20 protein-coding genes are annotated in these 22,912 nt (G+C 68.3%); 3 read left to right on the top strand and 17 right to left on the bottom strand.

The annotated features are described in order from the left end of the window. Nucleotides 1–363: 363 nt before the first annotated feature. The gene (locus tag SB786_RS14245) at nucleotides 364–2,706 is read right to left on the bottom strand and encodes an NADP-dependent malic enzyme (protein ID WP_410727999.1); all 2,343 of its coding nucleotides are present in this window, start codon (nucleotides 2,704–2,706) and stop codon (nucleotides 364–366) included. Nucleotides 2,707–2,806: 100 nt separating this feature from the next. Here SB786_RS14245 and thiL point away from each other — a divergent pair, with 100 nt between their 5' ends. Genes thiL through SB786_RS14230 form a run of 3 tightly spaced genes read left to right on the top strand, consistent with a single transcriptional unit; the run spans nucleotide 2,807 to nucleotide 4,909 of the window. Continuing rightward, a complete protein-coding gene (gene thiL / locus SB786_RS14240) occupies nucleotides 2,807–3,841 on the top strand; it encodes a thiamine-phosphate kinase (RefSeq protein ID WP_410727998.1) in 1,035 nt (344 codons plus the stop codon). Then, nucleotides 3,831–4,376: a phosphatidylglycerophosphatase A gene (locus SB786_RS14235; protein ID WP_410727997.1), complete on the top strand. Its 546-nt coding sequence runs from the start codon at nucleotides 3,831–3,833 to the stop codon at nucleotides 4,374–4,376. The genes thiL and SB786_RS14235 overlap by 11 nt, the downstream gene beginning before the upstream one ends. 32 nt (nucleotides 4,377–4,408) lie before the next feature. Continuing rightward, nucleotides 4,409–4,909: a CinA family protein gene (locus tag SB786_RS14230; RefSeq protein ID WP_410727996.1), complete on the top strand. Its 501-nt coding sequence runs from the start codon at nucleotides 4,409–4,411 to the stop codon at nucleotides 4,907–4,909. Between the two features lie 64 nt (nucleotides 4,910–4,973). Here the strand turns inward: SB786_RS14230 and SB786_RS14225 are convergent, their stop codons facing one another. From SB786_RS14225 to SB786_RS14150, 16 genes are all read right to left on the bottom strand, one after another. Continuing rightward, complete coding sequence (locus SB786_RS14225; protein ID WP_410727995.1) at nucleotides 4,974–6,032, bottom strand: haloacid dehalogenase-like hydrolase; 1,059 nt, start codon at nucleotides 6,030–6,032, stop codon at nucleotides 4,974–4,976. Nucleotides 6,033–6,251: 219 nt separating this feature from the next. Next, complete coding sequence (gene pyrF, locus SB786_RS14220; protein ID WP_410727994.1) at nucleotides 6,252–7,079, bottom strand: orotidine-5'-phosphate decarboxylase; 828 nt, start codon at nucleotides 7,077–7,079, stop codon at nucleotides 6,252–6,254. A gap of 39 nt (nucleotides 7,080–7,118) precedes the next feature. Beyond that, nucleotides 7,119–8,180 (bottom strand): aldose 1-epimerase, encoded by a 1,062-nt coding sequence (locus SB786_RS14215; protein WP_410727993.1) that lies wholly within the window; start codon nucleotides 8,178–8,180, stop codon nucleotides 7,119–7,121. An 80-nt stretch (nucleotides 8,181–8,260) separates the two neighbouring features. Further along, nucleotides 8,261–9,076 carry an SDR family NAD(P)-dependent oxidoreductase gene (locus SB786_RS14210; protein ID WP_410727992.1) on the bottom strand — a complete coding sequence of 272 codons (816 nt, stop codon included), beginning with the start codon at nucleotides 9,074–9,076 and terminating at the stop codon, nucleotides 8,261–8,263. Between the two features lie 23 nt (nucleotides 9,077–9,099). Further along, nucleotides 9,100–10,116, bottom strand: a complete 1,017-nt coding sequence (gene araH, locus SB786_RS14205) for an L-arabinose ABC transporter permease AraH (RefSeq protein ID WP_410727991.1) — start codon at nucleotides 10,114–10,116, stop codon at nucleotides 9,100–9,102. 90 nt (nucleotides 10,117–10,206) lie between these two features. Beyond that, on the bottom strand, nucleotides 10,207–11,718 hold the full coding sequence (gene araG, locus SB786_RS14200) for an L-arabinose ABC transporter ATP-binding protein AraG (RefSeq protein ID WP_410727990.1): 1,512 nt from the start codon (nucleotides 11,716–11,718) through the stop codon (nucleotides 10,207–10,209). Nucleotides 11,719–11,786: 68 nt separating this feature from the next. Continuing rightward, nucleotides 11,787–12,782, bottom strand: coding sequence for an arabinose ABC transporter substrate-binding protein (locus SB786_RS14195; RefSeq protein ID WP_006761975.1), 996 nt, complete (start codon nucleotides 12,780–12,782; stop codon nucleotides 11,787–11,789). A 102-nt stretch (nucleotides 12,783–12,884) separates the two neighbouring features. Next, nucleotides 12,885–13,664, bottom strand: a complete 780-nt coding sequence (locus SB786_RS14190) for an SDR family oxidoreductase (protein WP_041491315.1) — start codon at nucleotides 13,662–13,664, stop codon at nucleotides 12,885–12,887. Then, nucleotides 13,664–14,341 (bottom strand): 2-dehydro-3-deoxy-6-phosphogalactonate aldolase, encoded by a 678-nt coding sequence (locus SB786_RS14185; RefSeq protein WP_410727989.1) that lies wholly within the window; start codon nucleotides 14,339–14,341, stop codon nucleotides 13,664–13,666. Before SB786_RS14185 ends, SB786_RS14190 begins: the two co-directional genes overlap by 1 nt. A gap of 13 nt (nucleotides 14,342–14,354) precedes the next feature. After that, the gene (locus SB786_RS14180; protein WP_410727988.1) at nucleotides 14,355–15,389 is read right to left on the bottom strand and encodes a 2-dehydro-3-deoxygalactonokinase; all 1,035 of its coding nucleotides are present in this window, start codon (nucleotides 15,387–15,389) and stop codon (nucleotides 14,355–14,357) included. Continuing rightward, the gene (locus SB786_RS14175; RefSeq protein WP_410727987.1) at nucleotides 15,386–16,285 is read right to left on the bottom strand and encodes an IclR family transcriptional regulator; all 900 of its coding nucleotides are present in this window, start codon (nucleotides 16,283–16,285) and stop codon (nucleotides 15,386–15,388) included. The genes SB786_RS14180 and SB786_RS14175 overlap by 4 nt, the downstream gene beginning before the upstream one ends. A gap of 335 nt (nucleotides 16,286–16,620) precedes the next feature. Further along, nucleotides 16,621–17,025 carry an EF-hand domain-containing protein gene (locus SB786_RS14170; protein WP_138848263.1) on the bottom strand — a complete coding sequence of 135 codons (405 nt, stop codon included), beginning with the start codon at nucleotides 17,023–17,025 and terminating at the stop codon, nucleotides 16,621–16,623. A gap of 84 nt (nucleotides 17,026–17,109) precedes the next feature. Beyond that, a complete protein-coding gene (locus tag SB786_RS14165; RefSeq protein ID WP_410727986.1) occupies nucleotides 17,110–18,720 on the bottom strand; it encodes a S10 family peptidase in 1,611 nt (536 codons plus the stop codon). A gap of 426 nt (nucleotides 18,721–19,146) precedes the next feature. Beyond that, on the bottom strand, nucleotides 19,147–19,884 hold the full coding sequence (gene mtgA, locus SB786_RS14160; protein WP_410727985.1) for a monofunctional biosynthetic peptidoglycan transglycosylase: 738 nt from the start codon (nucleotides 19,882–19,884) through the stop codon (nucleotides 19,147–19,149). Nucleotides 19,885–19,898: 14 nt separating this feature from the next. After that, complete coding sequence (aroE, locus tag SB786_RS14155; RefSeq protein ID WP_410728102.1) at nucleotides 19,899–20,765, bottom strand: shikimate dehydrogenase; 867 nt, start codon at nucleotides 20,763–20,765, stop codon at nucleotides 19,899–19,901. Next, nucleotides 20,765–22,852 carry an RNB domain-containing ribonuclease gene (locus tag SB786_RS14150; RefSeq protein WP_410727984.1) on the bottom strand — a complete coding sequence of 696 codons (2,088 nt, stop codon included), beginning with the start codon at nucleotides 22,850–22,852 and terminating at the stop codon, nucleotides 20,765–20,767. The genes aroE and SB786_RS14150 overlap by 1 nt, the downstream gene beginning before the upstream one ends. Nucleotides 22,853–22,912 lie beyond the last annotated feature (60 nt).

The following is a 22,912-nucleotide window of genomic DNA, read 5'->3' as shown; positions in this document are numbered from 1 at the left end:
GCTGTTAAATCAAGTAGTTGACGACCAACCAAAGGCGTTAGCGTAGCGCTATTGTCCGCGCGAATCAATGTTCGTTTGGGAATCGAAAGGCCGACGCGGCCCTGAATCGCGCATTTTTTACCGAAATAAGGCTACATTTAACTTACATAGGATAAAATATGCGCGGCATCTCTCGCATGGCAAGACCCTGCCTCCTTGCCGCGCTCGCTACCCGGAGTGGAGAGATGCTGCTGTTGCTTATGGGAAGCGCGTTTGCGCCCTGCCCGACGGCGTGCCCCTTGCGGGCACGCCTCTTTTTGCTTTTGTTTACAATTTCGCCCGGCGCGCGGCGCCGGTTGACCGGCGCCGCGCGTTCGTCCTCGGTCAGCGTGCGGCGTTCACGTCGGCGACCAGCAGCGCCGCCATGTTGACGATGCGGCGAACCGTCGCCGATTCGGTCAGCACGTGCACCGGCTGGGCCGCGCCCAGCAGGATCGGCCCGATCGCGATGTTGTTGCCGGCGGCCGTCTTCAGCAGGTTGTACGCGATGTTCGCGGCGTCGATGTTCGGCAGGATCAGCAGGTTCGCTTCGCCTTCGAGCGTCGATTCCGGCAGGATTTCCTTGCGCAGCGCCGCGTCGAGCGCCACGTCGCCGTGCATTTCGCCGTCGACCTTCAATTCCGGCGCACGTTCCTGCAGGATCGCGAGCGTATCGCGCATCTTCTTCGCCGAAGGGGCGTTGCTCGTGCCGAAATTCGAGTGCGACACCAGCGCGACCTTCGGCTCGATGCCGAACCGGCGCACTTCTTCCGCGGCCATGATCGTGATCTCGGCGAGTTCCTCCGGCGTCGGATCGACGTTCACGTGCGTATCGACCAGGAAAATCTGGCGACCCGGCAGCACGAGGCCGTTCATCGCCGCGTACACGCTGCAGCCCGGGCGCTTGCCGATCACCTGATCGATGAAGTGCAGGTGGCGGTGGGTCGTGCTGATCGTGCCGCAGATCATCCCGTCCGCTTCGCCCTTCTTCACCAGCATCGAGCCGATCAGCGTCGTGCGGCGGCGCATTTCGACACGGGCCAACTGCTCGCTGATGCCCTTGCGCGACATCATCTTGTAGTACGTCTGCCAGAAGTCGCGGTAGCGCTCGTCGTGCTCGGTGTTGACGACCGTGAAGTCGGTGCCCGGCGTGAGGCGCAGGCCGTAGCGCTGGATACGGTGCTCGATCACCGACGGCCGGCCGATCAGGATCGGCTTCGCGAGTTTCTCGTCGACAATGATCTGAACGGCGCGCAACACGCGCTCTTCCTCGCCTTCGGCGAACACCACGCGCTTCTTCTCCGCCGGCGCGGCGCGCGCGATCTGGAAGATCGGCTTCATCGTCGTGCCGCTGTGATACACGAACTGCTGGAGGTGAACGCGGTACGCCTCCATGTCCTCGATCGGCCGCGTCGCGACGCCGCCGTCCATCGCGGCCTGCGCGACGGCCGGCGCGATCTTGACGATCAGGCGCGGATCGAACGGCTTCGGAATCAGGTATTCCGGCCCGAACGACAGGTCCTGAATGCCGTATGCGGTCGCGACGATGTCGCTCTGCTCCTGCTGCGCGAGTTCGGCGATCGCATTGACGGCCGCGATCTCCATTTCACGCGTGATCGTCGTCGCGCCGACGTCGAGCGCGCCGCGGAAGATGAACGGGAAGCACAGGACGTTGTTGACCTGGTTCGGATAGTCGGTGCGGCCGGTGGCCAGCACGGCGTCCGGGCGCACTTCGAGCGCCAGTTCCGGCAGGATTTCCGGCGTCGGGTTCGCGAGCGCGAGGATCAGCGGGCGCTCGGCCATGCCCTTCACCATCTCCTGCTTCAGCACGCCCGCGGCCGACAGGCCGAGGAAGATGTCCGCGCCGTCGATCACCTCGGCCAGCGTGCGGGCTTCGGTTTCGCGAGCGAAACGCTCCTTGTCCGGATCCATCAGCTCGGCGCGGCCCTTGTAGACCACGCCGGCCAGGTCGGTCACCAGGATGTTCTCGATCGGCAGGCCGATGTCGACCAGCAGGTCCAGACACGCGAGCGCGGCCGCACCCGCGCCGGACGCGACGAGCTTCACCTTCTTGATGTCCTTGCCGACGACCTTCAGGCCGTTCGTGACGGCCGCGGCCACGACGATCGCGGTGCCGTGCTGGTCGTCGTGGAACACCGGGATCTTCATCCGCTTGCGCGCTTCGCGCTCGACGATGAAGCAGTCCGGCGCCTTGATGTCTTCCAGGTTGATCCCGCCGAAGGTCGGCTCCAGCGCGGCGATCACGTCGACCAGCTTGTGCGGGTCCGACTCGTTCAGTTCGATGTCGAACACGTCGATGCCGGCGAACTTCTTGAACAGGACGGCCTTGCCTTCCATCACCGGCTTCGACGCGAGCGGGCCGATGTTGCCGAGCCCGAGCACCGCGGTGCCGTTCGTGACCACGCCGACGAGGTTGCTGCGCGCGGTGAAGCGCGCGGCGTTCAGCGGGTTCTCGACGATCTCCTCGCACGCATACGCGACGCCCGGCGAATACGCGAGCGCGAGGTCGCGCTGGTTGATCATCTGCTTGGTCGGGGCGATCGCGATCTTCCCCGGCGTCGGGAATTCGTGATAATCGAGGGCGGCTTCGCGGAGCTTGGCTTTGGAGGAGGCTTGGGTCGACATGTGTCTCTTGGCGGGCGGATTAGAATAACTGTTCGACGGCATTGTAGCGCCAATCCAAGGCCGCCAGACCGGCGATTCAGGTGCGACAGCCGCGACAAAAATGGTCTGAACGGTGCAGGAACGGCGCCGTTCGCTGCGTACAATGCCGTTCCTTTCACCGCTTCCGGGTCCGTCCGCCGTGCCAGCCGCCTTGTCCGAGTTTTCGCTGATCGATCGCTTCTTCGCGCGCCGCGCGGCCCGCGGCGTGCGTGCGTCGACGCTCGGCATCGGCGACGATTGCGCGCTGATCGCGCCGCGATCCGGAAAATTGCTGGCCATTTCGACGGACATGCTGGTCGAAGGCCGCCATTTCTTTCCCGATGTCGCGCCCGACGCGCTCGGCCACAAGACGCTCGCGGTCAACCTGTCGGATCTCGCGGCGATGGGCGCGGAGCCGCGCGCGTTCACGCTCGCGTGCGCGCTTCCGCGCGCCGATGCCGCGTGGCTCGAGGCGTTCAGCAACGGGCTGTTCGCACTCGCCGAACGGTTCGGCTGCGAGCTGATCGGCGGCGACACGACGAGCGGGCCGCTGAACCTGTGCGTGACCGTGTTCGGTGAAGTCGCGCCGGATGCGGCGCTGCGGCGCGATGCCGCGCGCGACGGCGACGACGTATGGGTGTCCGGCACGCTCGGCGACGCCCGCGCGGGGCTCGGGCTCGCGCGCGGCGAATGGAGCGCCGGCGCGGCCGAAGCGGCCGCGTTCCGGCAGGCGCTCGAGCGTCCCGAGCCGCGCATCGCGCTCGGGCTGGCACTCGCGGGCGTCGCGCATGCGGCGCTCGACATCTCGGACGGCCTCGCCGGCGACCTGCGGCACATCCTGACCCGCTCGAACGTGCGCGCCGACATCGACGCCGACGCGGTGCCGCGCTCGGCCGCGCTCGCGACGCTGCCGCCCGACGTGCAGCGACGCTGCACGCTGGCCGGCGGCGACGACTACGAACTGTGCTTCACGGCACCGGCCGCGGCGCGCGCGGCGGTCGAGGCGGCGGGCGCAAGCAGCGGCGTTCGGGTCACGCGAGTCGGTACAATACACGCGTTGTCCTCGCCGTCCGAGCAGCCCGCGATCGCGTGGCGCGACGCCGCCGGCACGCCCCTGACTCTCACGTTGCACGGTTTCGACCACTTCCATGCAGACTGACCCGACGACCGCACAGACCGCGGCCGCGCCCGGCGCCGCCCGGAACGCGCCGCAGCGCGCCACCGCGCGCTTCATGCTGTCGCATCTGGCGCACATCGTGTCGCTCGGCTTCGGCAGCGGGCTCGCGCCGTTCATGCCCGGCACGTTCGGCTCGCTGTTCGGGTGGCTGACGTTCGTCGTGCTGAACCGCTACCTGACGGTGCCCGAATGGTGGGCGCTGATCGCGGTCGGGTTCGTCGCCGGCACGTGGATCACCGGCTTCACCGCACGCAGGATGGGCACGACCGATCCGGGCGCCGTCGTCTGGGACGAAATCGTCGCGATCTGGCTCGTGATGCTGTTCGTCACGCCCGCGACCTTCATCGGCCAGTTGTGGGCGTTCGTCGTGTTCCGCTTCTTCGACATGCTCAAGCCGCCGCCGATCCGCTATTTCGATCGTCGCGTGAAAGGCGGGCTCGGCATCATGGTCGACGACCTGATCGCCGCGTTCATGACGCTGCTCGTGATCGCCCTGTGGCGCTCCGCCGTCAGCTGACCGTTGTTCCCGACTCCCGTTTCCCGACGCGCATGCCAACCGATTCCGTCGTCCATCAGCTTGCGATCCGCGCAGGCAACAAGCTGCGTGACGAGCACCTGTCGCTCGCCACCGCCGAATCCTGCACGGGCGGCATGATCGCCGCGGCGATCACCGACATCTCCGGCAGCAGCCAGTGGTTCGAGCGCGGCTTCGTCACGTACTCGAACCAGGCCAAGAGCGAGATGATCGGCGTGCCGCCCGACCTGATCGAGAAACACGGCGCGGTCAGCGAGCCGGTCGCGCGCGCGATGGCCGAAGGCGCGCTGCGCAACAGCCGCGCGCAGGTCGCGCTGGCCGTCACCGGCATCGCAGGCCCGGCGGGCGGCAGCGAGAAAAAGCCGGTCGGCACCGTGTCGTTCGCGTGGAGCAACCGGCTGCATACCGACGTCGAGACGCGCGTGTTCAAGGGCGACCGTGAGCAGATTCGCACGCAGGCCGCCGCGCATGCGCTGCGCGGGCTGCTGAAGCTGCTCGACGAGCGCGAAGGCTGAGCGAAGGCTGAACCAAGGCCGATTCGCCGCCGCAACGGCAGGGGCGGCCCGCGCCCCTCCCCGCTTACTGGATCGCGTCGGGCTTCACGACGATCCAGTTCTTGTCCGCCGTCACCGGCAGGCCGAGCGCTTTCTGCTTCGCGGCAGATTCGTCCGACCACGCGCGGATCTGCGTCATCTGCTTGTCCTTCTTGTTGACCCATACGCGCACGCCGCCGCGCGCGACGTCGGTCGCATTCAGCAGCATGTAGCCGTCGGACGTCGGCGTGTCGCCCGCGACGAGCACCGGCTTCTTCCACTGGTCGATCCAGCCGACGATCGAGCCGAGCTTGCCTTCGTACCACGTCATCGGGTTCATCAGGAACGGCGTGATCACGAGGCTGCGGTTCGCGGCCTCGTCGTACTTGCCGGCCTTGATCTGCAGCCGCGACGTCGTCAGCGCGCCCGTCGCCGGGTTGCGCAGCAGCGTCGTCACGCCGATCACGTTCTGCGGCTTCACGTTGTAGCCGTATTTCGGATCGGACAGCACGAGCCGCGCGAGCTCCTCGTGCGCGGCGGTCATCACGTAGACCTCGATTCCGTTCTCGCGCAGCGCGTTGTACAGCTCCTGCATCCCGCGGAAGAAGCGCGGCGGGTTCGCGGCGCCGTCGACGACCTTGTCGCCCTGCCAATAGCGGATCGGCACCGGCTTGCCGTCGGCGAGCATCGCGTCGACGTGGCGCTTCAGATCCGCGAGCGACAGCCCCGCGAACGCCTGCGCGATCCACGGGTAGCAGACCAGGTCGTCGATCTCGCAAAGCCGGTAGTAGTAGCTCGTCAGCGATTCCTTGTAGTCGGCGGAATCCTTGAACGGAATCAGCTTCAGCGATGGATCCAGCGAGTCGCGCGTGAGCACGCCGCGGTTCTCGAGATACGGCAGCAGCGATTCCTCGAGGTCGTAGCGGTAGGTCGTGTTGTCGGCGTCGAACACCGCGTAGTCGCCGCGATTCGCATGGGCGGCGATCATCGCGTTCAGCGCCTTCGCGCTGTCCGCCGGCCAGTGCGACAGGTCCGCGGCGTGGGCGAACGACATGCACAACGACGCGGCAAGCGCGCTCAGAAGACGGCGGGACAGCTTGGGCATGACGTCGCTCCCTTTCGTGACAGTGTGGTGACGGATCGATGACGAGGGCCTGATCCCGGCAGCATCGCGCGATTGTGGCGCGGGCATGCGGTGCGCAAGCGACTGGAAGTTGTTCGCGTGCGCCAATGCGGCAGGCGCGGGAGGCACGCGGGAGGCACGCGCGCGGCCCGCGAATGCGGGCGCGGCGGTGAAAGGCCGCCCGGACGGGCGGCCGGTATTTCAGCGATGCGCGTTGATCGTGTCGCGCGTCTTCTGCGCGGCGAGCGCCGCGGCTTCGGCGAAATCCCCGTCCTTGCTCGCGTACAGGATCGCGCGCGACGAGTTGATCATCATCCCGGTGCCGTCCGTCGTGCGGCCCGCGTTGACGGTGGCCTCCACGTCGCCGCCCTGCGCGCCGATACCGGGAATCAGCAGCGGCATGTCGCCGACGATCCCGCGCACGATCTCGATTTCGTTCGGGAACGTCGCGCCGACCACGAGGCCGAGCTGGCCGTTCTTCGCATTCCACTTGTTCGCCGCGAGGTCGGCCACGACCTGGTACAGCGGCCGGCCGTTCGTGTCGAGGAACTGCAGGTCCGAGCCGCCCGGGTTCGACGTGCGGCACAGCACGATCACGCCCTTGCCTTCATGCTCGAAGTATGGCTCGACCGAGTCGTAGCCCATGTACGGGTTCACGGTGACCGCGTCCGCGCGATAGCGCTCGAACGCCTCGCGCGCGTACTGCTCGGCGGTGCTGCCGATGTCGCCGCGCTTCGCGTCGAGAATCACGGGCAGGCCCGGATGCTGGAGGTGGATGTGCGCGATCAGGCGCTCGAGCTGGTCTTCGGCGCGATGCGCGGCGAAGTATGCGATCTGCGGCTTGAACGCGCTCGCATACGGCGCGGTCGCGTCGACGATCTGCCGGCAGAATTCGAAGATCGCGTCGGGCTGGCCGTCGAACTGCACGGGAAAGCGCGACGGCTCGGGATCGAGGCCGACGCACAGCAGCGAATTCGTGCGTTGCCACGCGGCGCGCAGCGATTCGATGAAAGTAAGCGGGGAAGACATGGCGGATACTCGCGGCAAACCGTTGGTAGACCGCGTATTTTACCCGCGTCGCCGGCGCCCCTCGCGCGCGGCGGCATCGACGCGTGCATCGGCCCGCTCGACGGTGAACGCGAAACGCCGCGTGAGCCGCTCGCCCGGCGCGAGCAGCGTCATGCCGTGCGCGGCCGCGCCGCCCGGCAGGTTCACCGCGTTGATCGGATGATCGACGGGTTCGAAGCAGAAGAAATCCTCGCCGGGCGGCGTATACAGCACGTAGGCATCGGCATCGGCCGCCACCGTCAGCGACAGCCCGCGGCGCGGCCAGCTAACCGCCGCGTGGCCGCCCCAGCCGGTGAACGCATGATTGACGAGCGTCGCCGGCAACGGATACGCGACGCCGAACTGCCAGGCCGGCGGCACGCTCACGTGCCGCACCGGCAGGAAATCGGCGCCCGACAGCCACAGCCCGCCCGCGGCCGCGGCAAGCTCGGTCACGTCGTCGCGCACCAGGAACGGATGCACGCCGAGACCGAACGGCAGCCGCGCGCGCCCCGCATTCTCGATCGTCAGTGCGATCGACAGCGTCGTGTCGTCGAGCGCGAACGACTGGATCGCGCGAAACGCATACGGCGCGCCGCTCGCGCGATCGAGCGACAGTTGCAGCGTCGTGTCGGTCGCGTCGTCCACCTGCCACGGCGCGAGCCAGCCGTCGCCGTGAATCGGCAGCGGCTCGTCGCGACGATTGCGCGGCACCGCGACGCTGCGCCCGTCGCATTCGAAGCGGCCGTTGCCGATCCGGTTCGAATACGGCAGCAGCGGATAGCACGCGAGTTCGTTCGGATCCGTGGCCGTTTCCGGGTGCTCGCAGCGGCGGAACACCGGCACGAGCGCGCCGTGCTCGCCGCGCCAGTCGAAGCGCGCGATGCCGCCGCCGAGGTGCGGCAGCACGTCGAGCCGCAGCGCCGCGTTCGACAGCGTGACGGCCGCCGCATGCGCGGCGCCGACGCCCCGCGCGAACGCGGCGGTCTGCGGGCCGGCGCTGACCGGCTGCGCGGCGGCAGCCAGACGCGCGCGGCGCGACTGGCTCGTGGACGACAAGGTGCGCGAGGACGTGGCGGTCATGGTGAACTCCTTTCCTTCGTCGATGAAACGATACGGGTCGTCGCACGGTGCCGCGCGAGCACCGGCATCCATACCAGCAATCAGGCCCAGCCGCCGTCGACCACCACGTCCTGCGCGGTGATCATCCGGCTGTCGTCGGCCGCGAGAAACAGCGCCATGCGCGCGAGATCGTCCGGCAGCAGCTCGGCGTCGATGCACTGGCCCGCCTTGATCGCCGCCCGGCCCGCGTCGTCGAGCCACAGCCTGCGCTGCTTGTCGGTCATCACCCAGCCGGGCACCAGCGAATTCACGCGGATCCCGAACGGGCCGAGATCGCGCGCGAGCCCGCGCGTAAGCCCCTGCACGGCCGCCTTCGCCATCACGTAGACGGGATAGCCGCCGTTCTTCAGCATCCAGCTGATCGAGCCGAGATTGACGATCGCGCCGCCGCCGCGCTGCTTCATGTCGTCGATCACCGCCTGCGCGGCGAAAAACTGGTGGCGCAGGTTCACCGCGATGCCTGCGTCGAACGACGCGGGCGTCACGTCGCCGATCGCGTGGCGCGTGTCGTTCGCCGCGTTGTTCACGAGCACCGCGATCGCGCCGATCCGCGCGCGGATCGCGTCGATCGCATGGCGCAGCGCGTCGATGTCGGTCAGGTCGCACGGCAGGAACAGCGGCGCGTGGCGCACCTCCGGCATCTGCGCGACGCTTTCCGCGAGCGCCTGGCCCGCCTGCGCGTCGAGATCGACGAACGCGACGCGCGCGCCCTGCCGCGCGAAGTGCTCGACGAACGCCGCGCCGATCCCGGTCGCGCCGCCGGTGATCAGCACCGCGCGATCCTCGAGGCTCGGGTAGCGCGCATAGCGCGCGTCGCTTGCGGCGCGTGGATCCTGCGCGGAAGTTTCGATGGTCATGCGAATCGTCTCCGTGGAATCGGTCAGTCGCGTACGCCGCGGTTCTTCAGCTGGTCGAGCAGCACGGCCGCGAGCAGGATCGCGCCGCGCACCAGGTACTGGTAGAACGCGTCGATGTTCATCAGGTTCATCACGTTCTCGACGGTGCCCATGATCAGCACGCCGATCACGACGCCCGAGATCGTCGCGCGGCCGCCCATCAGCGACACGCCGCCGAGCACGCATGCGGAGATCACGTTCAGCTCGAAGCCCTGCGCGGCGTTCGGCTGGCCCGACGTGATGCGCGACGCGAGGATCACGCCGGCGAGCGCCGTCACCGCGCCCTGGATCAGGAAGATGTACACGCGGGTGCGTTCGACGTTGATCCCCGCCAGGCGCGACGCCTCCGGGTTGCCGCCGATCGCGAGCGTATTGCGGCCGTACACGGTCTGGTTCAGCAGCACGCCGAACACGATGAAGCACATGAGCGTGACCCAGATCGGCAGCGATACGCCGAAGAGCGACAGCCCGCCGAGCGCGATGAACGTGTCCGACGACACGCCGACCGCCTGCCCCTTCGACACGATGAAGCCGAGCCCGCGCACGATTTCCATCGTCGCGAGCGTCGTGATCAGCGCGTTGATGCGCAGGTACGCGATCACCGCGCCGTTCACGAACCCGATCGCCGCACCGGCGGCGACCGCCGCGATGATCGCGACGAACGTGTTGTCGGTCGCGTTCAGCACCATCGCGCACAGCACGCCGGAGAACGCGACGGTCGAGCCGATCGACAGGTCGAAGTCGCGCGAGGCCAGACAGAACATCATCGTGCACGCGACCATCCCGATCTGCGAGATCGACAGCGCGAGGCCAAGCATGTTGTCGATCGAGAAGAAGTGATCGACCGTCAGCGACATCGTCAGGAACATCACCGCGAAGATCGCGATCAGGCTGTATTCGGTGAGGTGCTGCCACCACTTCTGGCGGTCGCTCTGCTGGGGAACCAGCGCGTCGGCCGACGGCTTCACGGCTGCGCTGGCGAGGTTTTCCCGGACTTGCATGGTTGTGTCTCCTGCTCCTGCATCGCGCGGCCCGCGCCGCGCGTGATCGATTCGAATATCGTGCGTCGCCCGCGGCGACCTGACACCGCGTCAGGCCGCCTCGGCGACGCTCGTCTGCGGCAGCGCGAGGCTGAGCACCGCATGCTCGTTCGCCTGCTCGCGCGACAGCTCGCCCGCGATGCGGCCTTCGCGCATCACGACGATGCGGTCGGACACGCCGAGCACTTCCGGCAGTTCCGACGACACCATCACGATCGCGCAGCCGCGCTCCGCGAGCCGGTAGATCACGTCGTAGATCTCGTGCTTCGCACCGACGTCGATCCCGCGCGTCGGCTCGTCGAGGATCACGACCTTGAGGTCGGGCTCCGCGAGCCAGCGCGACAGGATCGCCTTCTGCTGGTTGCCGCCCGACAGGAAGCGGATCTTCTGCCGGCGGTTCGGCGTCTTGATCTTCAGCCGCTGGATGAAGCGGTCGGCCGTTTCGATTTCGGTCTTGCGGTCGATGAAGAGCCCGGCGCGCAGCGAATGCCGGCGGCAGCTGATGTTGATGTTCTCCGCGACCGACGCCATCGCGATGATCCCTTCTTCCTTGCGGTCCTCCGGACACAGCACGATGCCGTGGCGGATCGCGTCGCCGGTGCGCTTCACGTCGATGCGCTTGCCGTCGAGCGTCAGCTCGCCCGCGCGCCGGCGGTCCGCGCCGTACACGAGCCGCATCAGTTCGCTGCGCCCCGCGCCGACGAGTCCGAAGAACCCGACGATCTCGCCCGCGCGCACCGAGAAGCTCGCCGGTTCGCGCAGCGCCGGGCCGTCGACGCCGTCGGCGGAAAACCGCACGTCGCCGAGCGCGCGCGGTGCGTAATGGTAGATATCCGAAATCTCGCGCCCGACCATCTCGGCGACGAGCTGCTCGCGCGGCACGTCGGCGAGCGATTCGTGCGACGCGATCTTGCGCCCGTCGCGGAAGATCGTGCACGCATCGCACAGCCGGTAGATCTCGTCCATCCGGTGCGAGATGTAGATCAGCGCGCGGCCCTGCGCGCGCAGGTCGTCGACGAGCTTGAACAGCACCTCCGTCTCGCGATGCGACAGCGAGCTCGTCGGCTCGTCGAGCGCGATCACGCGCGCGTTGCGCATCAGCGCCTTGCAGATCTCGACCATCTGCCGCTGCGCGATCGACAGCCGCCCGAGCTTCGCGTCGGGATCGAGATCGACGCCCATCGCGGCGAGCCGCTCGCGCACATGGCGCTTCGCCTCGCCCTTCTTCACCCAGCCGAGCGCGTTCGGCAGGCGGCCGAGCAGCAGGTTCTCCGCGACCGTCAGGTCGGGCACGTACTGCAGTTCCTGGTGAATCACCGCAATGCCGGCCGCGATCGACGCGGCCGCACTCGAGAAATGCACGGGCTGGCCGTCGACCAGCACGCTGCCCGCATCGGGCTGGTATTCGCCGCCGAGAATCTTCAGCAGCGTCGACTTGCCCGCGCCGTTCTCGCCCATCAGGCCATGCACCTCGCCCGCATGCACGTCGAACGAGATGCCGTCGAGTGCGCGCACGCCGGGAAATACCTTGCCGATATTGTCAAAACGCAGTGCCGCTGACACGTCGTCTCCCCACTTTGCAGATCCATCGATCGCCGCCCGCCGCGTCGCCGCGGCGGCCGGCAAGCCGCTTACTTCGAGGCGAGCCCCATCTCGTCGCGCACCTTCGACACGTTGTCGCGCGTCGCGAGCATGCCCGTCGTCAGCGTCAGCGCCGGCGGCGCCTTGCCCTGCGTGATCCATGCGTACATCAGGTCCGAGGTTTCCTCGCCGTGGCGCTTCGGGCTGATGATCACGGTGCCGTAGAAGCCCGTCGGCTGCGGCTTCTTGAATTCGCTGAGCGCCGAATCGGAACCGCCGATGCCGATGCCGATCATGTTGTCCGCCTTGAAGCCGCGCCCTTCGGCCGCGCGCACCGCGCCGAGCACGGCTTCGTCGTTCAGGCCGTAGGCGACCCAATGCTTGAACTGCGGGTTCTTGGTGAGCGCGATGTTCGCCGCGTTGAACGCGTTCTCGGTGTCGGTCTTCGCCTGCGGCGCCGCGATCACGTTCGCCTTCGGGAAGCCGGCCGCCACCAGCGCGTCGGTCGCGCCGCTCGTGCGGTCGTGCGCGGTCGGCAGCTGCTCGTACGTGATGTCGATCGCGCCGACGTCCTTCATGTTCCAGCCGCGCTTCTTGATCTCGGCCGCGATGCCGTCGCCGACCTGCTTGCCGATGTTGTACGCGGAAATCCCCATGTGCGGCACCGACTCGATCGGCTTGCCCGCACCGTCGACGAGGCGGTCGTCGACCGTCATCATCTTCAGGTTGTGCGACTTCGCCTTCGCGACGATGCCCGGCCCGAGCTTCACGTCGGGCGTGCAGATGATGAAGCCCTGCACCTTCTGCGCGGACAGGTTGTCGATCGCGCTCATCACCTTCTCGCCCGACGGTGCGCCGATCTTCACGAGCGTGAAGCCCTTGTCCTTCGCGGCCATCTCGGCGAACTTCCACTCGTCCTGGAACCACGGCTCTTCCGGCTGCTTCACCAGAAAGCCGATCTTGACCGGATCGGCCGCGTGCGCGACCGGACTGCCCATCACCACCGCCGCCGCGGCGGCCAGCGTTACGAACGTTCTGCGTTTCATCTCCAGTGTCTCCTTGTCTTCATCGAACGGGATGCAGCCGCTTGTTGGTTTCGACGCAGCGTGCGCGCGGCCGTCGCACGTGCGGTCTTTCAAATCGTTGCGTCAATCGTGGTACAGCGCCGCGCGCCCGCCGTCGACGGTGATGCACGCGGCATTGATGAACGGCGCCTCGTCGGAGGCGAGGAACACGGCCGTCATCGCGACTTCCTCCGGTTTGCCGATCCGCTTCATCGGCTGCAGCGCGAGCGTCTCGGCGCGCGCGGCGGCCGGGTCGGCCTGCGCATCCCACCAGTCGCGCGTGAGCTGCGTCTCGATGTAGCCGGGCGCGATCGCGTTCATACGCACGTTGCGCGCCGCGTATTCGATGCCGAGCGCGCGCGTGAGGCCCAGCACGCCGTGTTTCGCGACCGGGTACGGAAAGCAGCCCGGGATGATCCGGAACGCATGCGTCGACGCGATGTTCACGATGCTGCCGCGACCGCGTTCGACCATCCCGGGCAGCGCCGCGCGGCAGCCGTGCCACACGCCGTCGAGATCGACCGCGAAGCAGCGGCGCCAGTCGTCGTCCGTCATCGTCAGCGGATCGGCGAACACGTTGATGCCGGCGTTGTTCACCAGCACGTCGAGCGGGCCGAGCGCCGCTTCGGTCTGCGCGAACGCGTCGCGCACCGAGTCCTGCCGCGCGACGTCCGCATGCAGCGCGAGCACGCGCGCGCCGTCGATGCCGGCGGCGATCGCGGCCGCCGTGCGCTGCGCCTGCGGGAAGTCGAGGTCGACGAGCGCGACGGCCGCGCCCTCGCGCGCGAACGCCTGCGCGATCGCGGCGCCGATCCCGCGGCCGGCGCCCGTCACCACCGCGACCTTGCCCGCGAGACGTCCCATCATGCGGCTCCTTCAAGCGCCGCGCGCAGGCCGGCCCGGAACGCGTGCGCATTCGCCAAAGTTGCGTCCGCCGACTGGCCGGGCCGGTACAGCGCCGAGCCGAGGCCGAAGCCGTTGGCGCCGGCCGCGAGGAACGGCTGCATGTTGTCCGGCGCAATCCCGCCGACCGGAATCAGCGGCACCGCGCGGTCGATCACCGCGCGCCACGCCTTCACGACGGACACGCCGAGCTGCTCGGCCGGGAACATCTTCAGCACGTCGGCGCCGTTCGCGAGCGCGGCGAACGCCTCGGTCGGCGTCGCGACGCCCGGTGCGCTCGCGAGCCCGCGCTCGCGCGCGCGGCGGATCACGGCCGCGTCGCTGTGCGGCATCACGATCAGCGTGCCGCCGGCGTCCTGCACGCGGTCGACGAATTCGGCGCGCAGCACGGTGCCCGCGCCGACGATCATGTCGTCCGGCAACGCGCGGCGCAGCGCCGCGATGCTGCCGAACGGATCGGGCGAGTTGAGCGGCACCTCGACGATCCGCAAGCCGGCTTCGTGCAGCGCGAGGCCGTGGTCGGCCGCTTCGGCGGGCGTGATGCCGCGCATGATCGCGATCAGCGGGCACGCGTCGAACGCCCGCATCAACGCGGGATGCGGCGTGTACGGCGCGGGCAACGTCAGGTCGGACGACATCGATGGTTCCTCTTCAATCGGTTCGTTGATCGGCGCAGACGGGTTCCCCGTCCGCGCGCACGAGTCCGGCACGCGATGCGATCCGCCATAGGCCGCGCTCGGTCGCCTGCGCGACGACGCGCGCATGCACGCAACCGAACACCCGCAGCGCATCGACATAGCGCGCGCACAATCCGTCGTCGCCGATCAGCAGCAGCGGCTGGTTCGCGAGCGCGACACCGCGCTCCGCGAGCATCGCGTCGAGCGCGCCGAGTTCGTGGCCGATCAGCAGGCCGGACAGGTAGTCGCCCTGTGCATCGGGCGCGAGCCGGTCGGTCAGGCCGAGCGTGCGCGTGCTGAAGATCGTCGCGAGCAGCCCCGCGCGCTGCGCGCCGCGGGCCACCGCGACGCCGCGCGCGAATGCCGCGCGGTCGGGCGACGGGCTCGCGCGCATCGTGCGGCCGAGAATCGTGTGGTCGCGCAGCGCCGCGAACAGCTCGCCCGTCATGAAGGTCTGGAAGCGCTCGATGAGCCCGTCCTTCACCCACGCCCACTTCGCATGCGTGCCCGGCAAGCCGATCAGTAGCCCTGAACGATCGGCATCAAGCAGAGAATCGTTCGCGAGTGCACCGAATATCTGCGTTTCTTCGCCGCGCATCACGTCGGGCAACTCGCCCGTCGCGATTACGCCCGGCACGATCGACACCGCTGTGCCGCGCGCCGTCGTCACCGTGACGAGGCCGGCGACGAGCGCGTCGGCGCCAGCCGGCACCGCGACGTACGGCGCCTCGCGCCAGCCCTGCGCGCTGCCGACCATCCCGGCGGCCAGCACCGGCACGCCAGGCGCGCGGTCGAGCCAGTCGCCGCACGCTTCCTCGAACACGACGTCGAACGCGCGCGCGCCGCCGGCCGGCACGTGCATCACGCCCGCCGCGCGGCTGCGCGTGTCGAGCAGCGCCCCGTGCGCATCGAACAGATACGCGCGCAGCGACGTCGTGCCCCAGTCGAGCGCGATCAGCGACGGGGCGGCGGAGTTGGCGTCCGGAGCGGTCCGGGTCGAATCGGTCATCGTTTGATCCTGCGGGTACCCTGCGGCGGGCTCCAGCCCAGTTCCGCGGAAATGGCTCGCGCTTCGCGCTGCACAAGCGGAATCAGTTCATCCATCCGGTCGTGCGGCATGTACGGAATCGTGCTCGCGACCGACACGGCCGCGACGACCGCGCCCGACGCGTCGCGGATCGGCGCGGCCACGCAGCGGATCGACGCCTCGTTTTCCTCGAGGTCGAACGTGTAGCCGCCGGCCGCGTAATGCGCCATGCGCTGCAGGAACGCGCTCGTCTCGGGCCGGTTGTCCGGCTTGAAATTGACGCCGGCCAGTGCGCGGCGCGCGGCTTCGAACAGCGAGCGCCACAGGTCCGGATCGAGGTCGAGCATCATCGCCTTGCCGATGCCGGTGGAGGCGAGCGGCATCCGGTGGCCGACGCGCGAACGCATCTCGAGGCCGCGCGTGCCGGGAATCTTGTCGATGTACAGCACGTCGTCGCCGTCGCGCACGCCGAGATGAATCGTGTCGAGCGTCGCTTCCGCGAGCGCCTCGAGGTGCGGCCGCGCGACCGCCGTGAGCGGCATCTGCTCGAGTGCGATCGTGCCGAGCTCGATCAGCTTCGGGCCGAGCAGATAACCGCCCTGCACCTGCCGCAGGTAGCGCGCCTGCACGAGGCTGCTGACGAGACGGTGCGTCGTGCTGCGCGTCGTGCCGAGCGCGGCGCCGATCGCACGCATGTCGCGCGCGCCGTTCGCGATCGCTTCGAGGATCGCGAGGCCGCGCAACAGCGTCTGCGTGCCGGCCTGCTGCGCGGCGAGATCGAGCGGCGTGCTGGTCGCGCCGATGCTGTCGGTCAGCGGCACATCGTCCGGCGTCGCGCGCCGGGCGTCGAGAGCAAGGGAATCGGGCATCTTGGTCATGGAACGGGCTTCTTCAGCGGAATCGGTGAAGCGGCGGTCGCGAAGCCGGAACGAGGTCGGGCGTCGCGGCAACGCGGCGGTCGATGCACCGAGGAAAGCGCCCGGCGAACTTCATGGAATGTGTCTCCGTGTGCGTCGGGCGCCGCGCGATGCGTGGGTCCGAAGCTGTCGATGTGCTTCGGATTGTAGGAGCGCACGCACTCGTCTCCAATATTTGAATGCGTTGCCCAGATATTGAGAAAACCGACAATCGCCGCGAAACGGCCGCGCCACGTGCACGGGGGCGGAACCCGACGCGTCGCCGGTTCCGCCCCCGTTACCCACGCGCGCCGCGCTTATTGCTGGTTCGTGCTGCGCGCCTGCATGTAGCGCTGCACGTCGGAGAACGACACGCGACCGCTGCCGCTCGCATCGATCTGCCGGAAGTGGTTCGCGACGTAGCCGAGGCCGGCCGCGCGCGCCTGCGCTTCGGTGATCGAACCGGTGTTCTGCGTATCGGCCGCGCCGAACTGCCGCGCGAGCTTGCGCACCACCTGTGCGTGCAGCGCGGCGCCCGTCGTCTGCGTGCCGGCGGTCGGCTTGCGCGCGGCCGGCGGCACGTACGGATCGCCGAGCTGCGCCTGGCGCGCGCGCGCCGGAGTGGCGGCGTCGCTGGCCTGCGCGAACGCGGACACGGATGCGGATGTTGCAGCGCCGGCGCATGCAAGCGCCGCGGCAACGACGATGAAACGTTTCTTCATGTCAGGCTCCAGTCTGGAATGAGGTCGTCGACGGCCGGCGAACGGCGCCGCCACGGGCGCGCGTCGCCAGGGCCGCCCATCGCATCAGTGCGCGGCCGCGTTGTAGAAGGTCACGAGATCGGCCTTCTCCTGCGGACGCGACGTATCGTCGAGATAGACCATGTGTCCACCCTGATAGTCCTTGATCGTCAGGTTCGGTTGCGATCCGAGCCGCGCGAGGTCCAGCTCGGTCTGGTAGAACGGCGTCGCGATGTCGTGATACCCGTTCAGGGACAGCACCTTCAGCGACGGATTGAGCGTCAGCGCCGCGGCGAGATCGGGGATCGTGTCGGGCATCGCGAGGCCGTCGTGCGACCAGTCCCACGTGTTGATCGCATTGCTGCTCAACGAATACGCGGACTGCGCGCTGTACTTCAGCACGTTCGGCAGGTAGCTGCCGATCGTGTCGGTGAACGGCTTCGTGATGAACGTGCTCGACGGGTCGCCGTCGGCCGCGAGCGGGCTCGACGACGGCACGTTCACGCGTGCGTCGTAGCGGCCGATCAGCGTGCCCGGGATCAGCGCCACCTGGAAGCTGTTGTCGAAGAACGTCGGGACCACGTTGAAGTCCGCATTCCAGAGCGACTGCTTCACGCCGGTCGAATTCACCATCGTCGTGACGAGCGTCGGCGGGGGCGGCGTGTGGCTCGCGAGATACGCGTTCACGGCGGGCGCGTAGCTGCCGGCCGTCAGCACGCGCATCTGGTCCGCATACTGCGGCAGGCTCGACGGGTTCGGATTGTCGAGCTGGTAGTACGCGCCGACGGTGCCGTAGGACGGCACGAAGCCCGCGCAGCTCACCGGGCTCGACCCGTTGTTCGAGTTGCCGATGTAGTCGCTCGCCATGTCGCAGTTCGCGTTGTAGTTCAGGATCGACGACTGCAGCACGATGCCGGCGAGCTTCACGCCGGCCGTTTCGAGCAGGTTCGCGAGCACGTCGGTGCGCGGCGTGCCATACGATTCGCCGAACAGGTATTTCGGCGAATCGTTGCGCTGGTTCACGGCGAGGTAGCGCATCACGAAATCGCGAAACGCGCCGCCGTCCTGGTCGACACCCCAGAACGTCTGGTTCGTGTTCGGCGCGATCGCTTCCGAGAAGCCGGTGCCGATCGCATCGACGAACACGAGGTCGGTCGTATCGAGCAGGCTTTCCGCGTTGTCGACGAACGGGAACGTCGACGTGTTCGCGTTCGGGTCGCCCGTCTGGATCCGTTTCGGACCGAACGAGCCGAGATGCAGCCACACCGATGCGGAACCGGGGCCGCCGTTGTACAGGAACGTGACGGGCCGCTTCGCCGCGGGTTGGTTGTCGGCGGTGTACGCGATGTAGAAGAACGATGCTTCGGGCGCGCCCGTCTGCGGATTGCGTGCGACGAGGTGGCCGGCGGTGGCCGTGTAGCGGATCGTCTGGCCGTTCAGCGTGATCTGGTGATGGGTGACGGCGGCCTTCTCGACCGCGGCGGACGCATCGAGCGATGCGGTCGCGCTCGACGAATAACGGTTGGGATCGTTGTACGGCCTGTCCACCTGAGCGGCGGGATCGGCTGAATTGGCGGCACCTGTTGCGGCGGACGACGTCACGTCGTCGTTGCAGGCCGTCAGAATCAGCGAAGAGAACACAACTCCCAACAACAGCTTCGCTTTGCTCGCTGGCATCGTTGCTTTCCTTCTCTCGAATGTTTTTTGTGTCGAGCAGCCGGGTACGCCGCCCCCCGCCTCGATTGCGGCCGATAAGCCGAGGCGCTGGCCAATATACGCGAGCGGGTCGGCTTTGAAAAATTTGGAAATATTCGAGCGAAGGTCGGTGCGGCGCACACCTTTCAGGAATGCTTCGATTCGCACACCATCGTTTTTCAGCCGCCTTTCAGCGGTTGGCGCGCGACCGTTGGAATGCGGAAACCGCGCGGATTTCGTGCCATATCGGCACACAAAATCGCGCGGCCGCAGGCATTGCTCAGCAAAGCGAAATAGACGATTTCGTCTAATGGATGCGGCCCGAAATGCGGGCGACACGACTGCGCTGCGGCGCACCAATGGGGCGCCAACGACGGAACGGACAATGCAACGGCGCGAGCGCGCCGCTCACTGCGATTGCGGAAGCTCGGCCGCGCCCATCCGGCGGGCAATGACGGCCGCGCGCTGCGCCTGGTAGGCCGAGCCGCGGTGCGCGTCGAACCAGCGCGGCTTCGGCAGCATCACCGCGAGGCGCGCCGATTGCCACGCGCCGAGCCGGCTCGCGGGAATCCGGTAGTAATAGCGTGCGGCGGCCTCGGCGCCGTACACGCCGCGGCCCCATTCGACCGAATTCAGGTAGATCTCGAAGATCCGCTCCTTGTCGAGCACCGTCTCGAGCATCCACGTGATGATCAGCTCCTGCCCCTTGCGGATGTAGCTTTTCTCGCGCGACAGGAACAGGTTGCGCGCGAGCTGCTGCGTGATCGTCGAGCCGCCCGCGACGATCCGGCCGCGCGCCTTGTTCCTCTCCCACGCCTGCAGGATCGCGTCGACGTCGTAGCCGTTGTTGGTCGCGAAGGTCGAATCCTCCGACGCGATCAGCGCGCGCTTCAGGTTGCGCGAGATCTGGTCGTACGGCACCCACTGGTGCTGGACCTGCGCGGGCGGCTTGTCGCGCGACAGCCACCATGCGTCGGTACGCATGAACGCGGTCGAACCCGGATTGATGAACGACCACAGCGCGATCTGCACGAGATAGAACAGTTGCGTCGCGAGCCACGCGCCCGCGAACACCGAACCCGCATAGACGATCCAGCGGGTCGGGCTGACCGTGCGCGTGCGCTGCGTGCCGCTTACCGCCGCCACCTTCCGCGCTCCGCTCAGGCCGCCGCGAGCGCCTGGCGCAGCGCGGCCAGCACGGGTGCGCCGTCCGGCCGTACGCCGCGCCAGATGAAGAACGATTCGGCCGCCTGCTCGACCAGCATGCCGAGACCGTCGGCGGTGCGCGCGCCGAGCGACGCCGCATGCTGCATGAACACGGTCGGCTGCGCGCCGTACATCATGTCGTAGGCCAGCGTGCCCGCGCCGAACGCGGCAGCGTCGCACGCCGGCAGCGCCGCATCGAGACTGCCGGCCGTCGCGTTGACGATCACGTCGTACGGTTCGCCACGAACGGTGTCCGGCCCGCCGCCCGCCAGCACGCAGCCCGCATCGTGCGCGGCCTGCGTGAACTGGCCGACGAGCGTCTCGGCCTTGCTCGCGGTGCGGTTCACGATCGTGATCGACAGCGGTGCGCGCTCCAGCATCGGCAGCACGACACCGCGGGCGGCACCGCCCGCGCCGAGCAGCAGGATGCGCGCGCCTGCGAGCGACACGCCGAGATTCGATTCGATGTCGCGCACGAGGCCGACACCGTCGGTGTTGTCGCCGTGGATGCTGCCGTCGGCGCCGATACGCAGCGTGTTCACCGCGCCGGCCGCCGCCGCGCGCGGCGACAGCGTGTCGGCGAGCGCATGCGCGTCGAGCTTGAACGGCACGGTGACGTTCGCGCCACGCCCGCCTTCGGCGACGAACGCGCGCACGGCGGCCTCGAAGCCGTCGACCGGCGCGAGCCGGTGCTCGTAAGCGATCGCCTCGCCCGTCTGCGCCGCGAACTGCGCGTGGATGAACGGCGACTTGCTGTGCGCCACCGGGTTGCCGAACACCACGTAGCGGTCGGCGCCGCTCGTCGGCGCGATCGCGGTCATCACGCGCGCCCCTCTTCGCTTGCCTGGCCGTTGCCGGTCGCGACATCGCCGCCTTCGGCCGCCGCGCCGTCCGATTCGGCCAGCGCTTCGGCCTCGGTTTGCGCCGACGCGTCTTCCGCATCGACCAGCGTGTCGTCGCCGCCTTCGGTTTCGTCTTCGTCGTCGGCCGCCTCGCCGCTCGTCACGGTCGGCGCGTCGAGCACGTTCAAGAGCCGCACCGACGCCTCGATCGTCAGCTCGTCGAGCGACATCACGTCGAGCAGCACGCGCGTGCCGCGCGCATGCACGCCGAGCCCCGGCACGTGCAGCAGCAGCGGAATTTCCTCGAGACGCACGAGATCGCCCTTCACGACGCTCGCGACGACCTGCTTCTTCTGCTCCTGCGCGAGCCAGCGCAGGCACCAGAAGTATTCCATCCGGCGCTGGTAGTCGGCGTACGCGGTATAGGTGTCGTCGAAGCCCTGCACGACCGCGTACAGGTCGGCGTCCTTCGGCTTGAACGGCGCGGCGAGCTTCGCGGTGACGCCGTGCTGCACGCACGCGAGCAGCTGCCACTGGTTCACGAGGTCGACGTAGCGGCGCAGCGGCGACGTGCTCCATGCGTACTGCGCGACGCCGAGGCCTTCGTGCGGCGCGGCCGTCGTCTGCATCCGCGTGCGCTTCGGGCCCGGCGCGCCGAAGCCGCGCTGCGAACGATAGATGCCCGGCACCGTGTGATCGTGCAGGAACGCGCCCCACGTCGAGTTCGCGAGGATCGCGAGCTCCGACACGATCAGGTCGAGCGGCGAGCCGCGGCGACGCGGCGTGATCGTCACGTGCTCGCCTTCGACGTAGAAGTTGTAGTCGGTGTTGCGCTGCACTTCGCGCTTCAGGCCATAGCCCGCGCGCGCGACCTGGCGCTTCTCGAACAGCGCCTGTGCGAGCGGCCACAGCACGGCGATGTCGTCCTTGTGCGGGTAGTCGCCGGTGCCGGCCGCGAGCGTCTCTTCGTTGACGAGCTCGTCGAGCGTGTTGTGGCGCAGGTTGTTCTTCACGAACACGAGTTCGGCGCGCGTTTCGTTCGCCACGATGTCCTGCGTCTCGCGGTTGACGATGATGTACAGCGACAGCGCCGGGCGGTAGTCGCCCTCCTTCAGCGTGAACACGTCGACGACGTCGTCCGGCAGCATCGTGATCTTGTCGCCCGGCATGTAGACGGTCGACAGGCGCGTGCGCGCGATCGCATCGACCGCGTCGCCGCGCGCGATGCCGAGCGCCGGCGCCGCGATGTGCACGCCGATCCGCACGCGACCGTCGGCCAGGTGCTCGACCGAGAACGCGTCGTCGATTTCGGTCGTCGTGACGTCGTCGATCGAGAACGCCTCGACATTCGCGCGCGGCAGGTCGTCCGGCAGCGGGCCGACCGTGACGGGCGGAAAGCCCGTGCCGTGCGGGAAGAATTCCGCGAGGAAGCGTGCTTCGTGCAGCGCACGCGGCGACTCGATGCCGCCGCAGTCGAGCATCAGCCGCGCCGGCGACACACCGCGCGCGCCGGCCGCCGCCTCCATCGCCTTGTATTCGATCGAATTCTTGTCCGGCCGCGTCAGCAGCCCGAGCACCTTGCCCGCGAACGCCTCCGGCAGCTTGCCGGCCTTCAGCTCCTCTTCATACTGGACCTGGACGAGCGCCTGCTGGCGCTTGCGCTCGAGCGACGCGAGCGCCATCTTGAGCTGGTCTTCCGGCGCGCGCTGGTACTGGCCGCGCCCCTTGCGGCGGAAGTAGACGGGCGAGCCGTGCAGCCGCAGCACCAGCGCCGCGCGCTCGACAGCGCCGTAGGTCGCGCCGAAGTATTCCGCGGCCAGCGCCGTGTAGGTGAATTCCTCCGCCGGCGCGCATTCCCACAGGAAATCCAGGTCGATCTGCTGCGCGGCCGTGTCGGCTTCCTGCATCAGTTCGCTCGCGGCCGGCTTCTCGAATTCGATCAGCACGTCTTTTGCGCGCACCTTCGCCCGCCGCCCGCCGGGCAACTCGACCTGAAACGCGTCGCCCTGGCGCGACAGCACGCTGCCCGCCTTGAAACTGCCCGATTCCTCGAAGAAAACGTTCACTCAGTACTCTCGTTCAGACTGCCGGGCGCCGCATCGGCGGCGCCGCATGATGATGGGAAT

The sequence above is a fragment of the Burkholderia sp. SIMBA_062 genome (assembly GCF_046534765.1).
GTDB classification, from domain to species: Bacteria; Pseudomonadota; Gammaproteobacteria; order Burkholderiales; family Burkholderiaceae; genus Burkholderia; species Burkholderia ambifaria.
The sequence above is the reverse complement of the archived record's forward strand: the minus strand, read 5'-3'. Positions and strand labels throughout refer to the sequence as shown.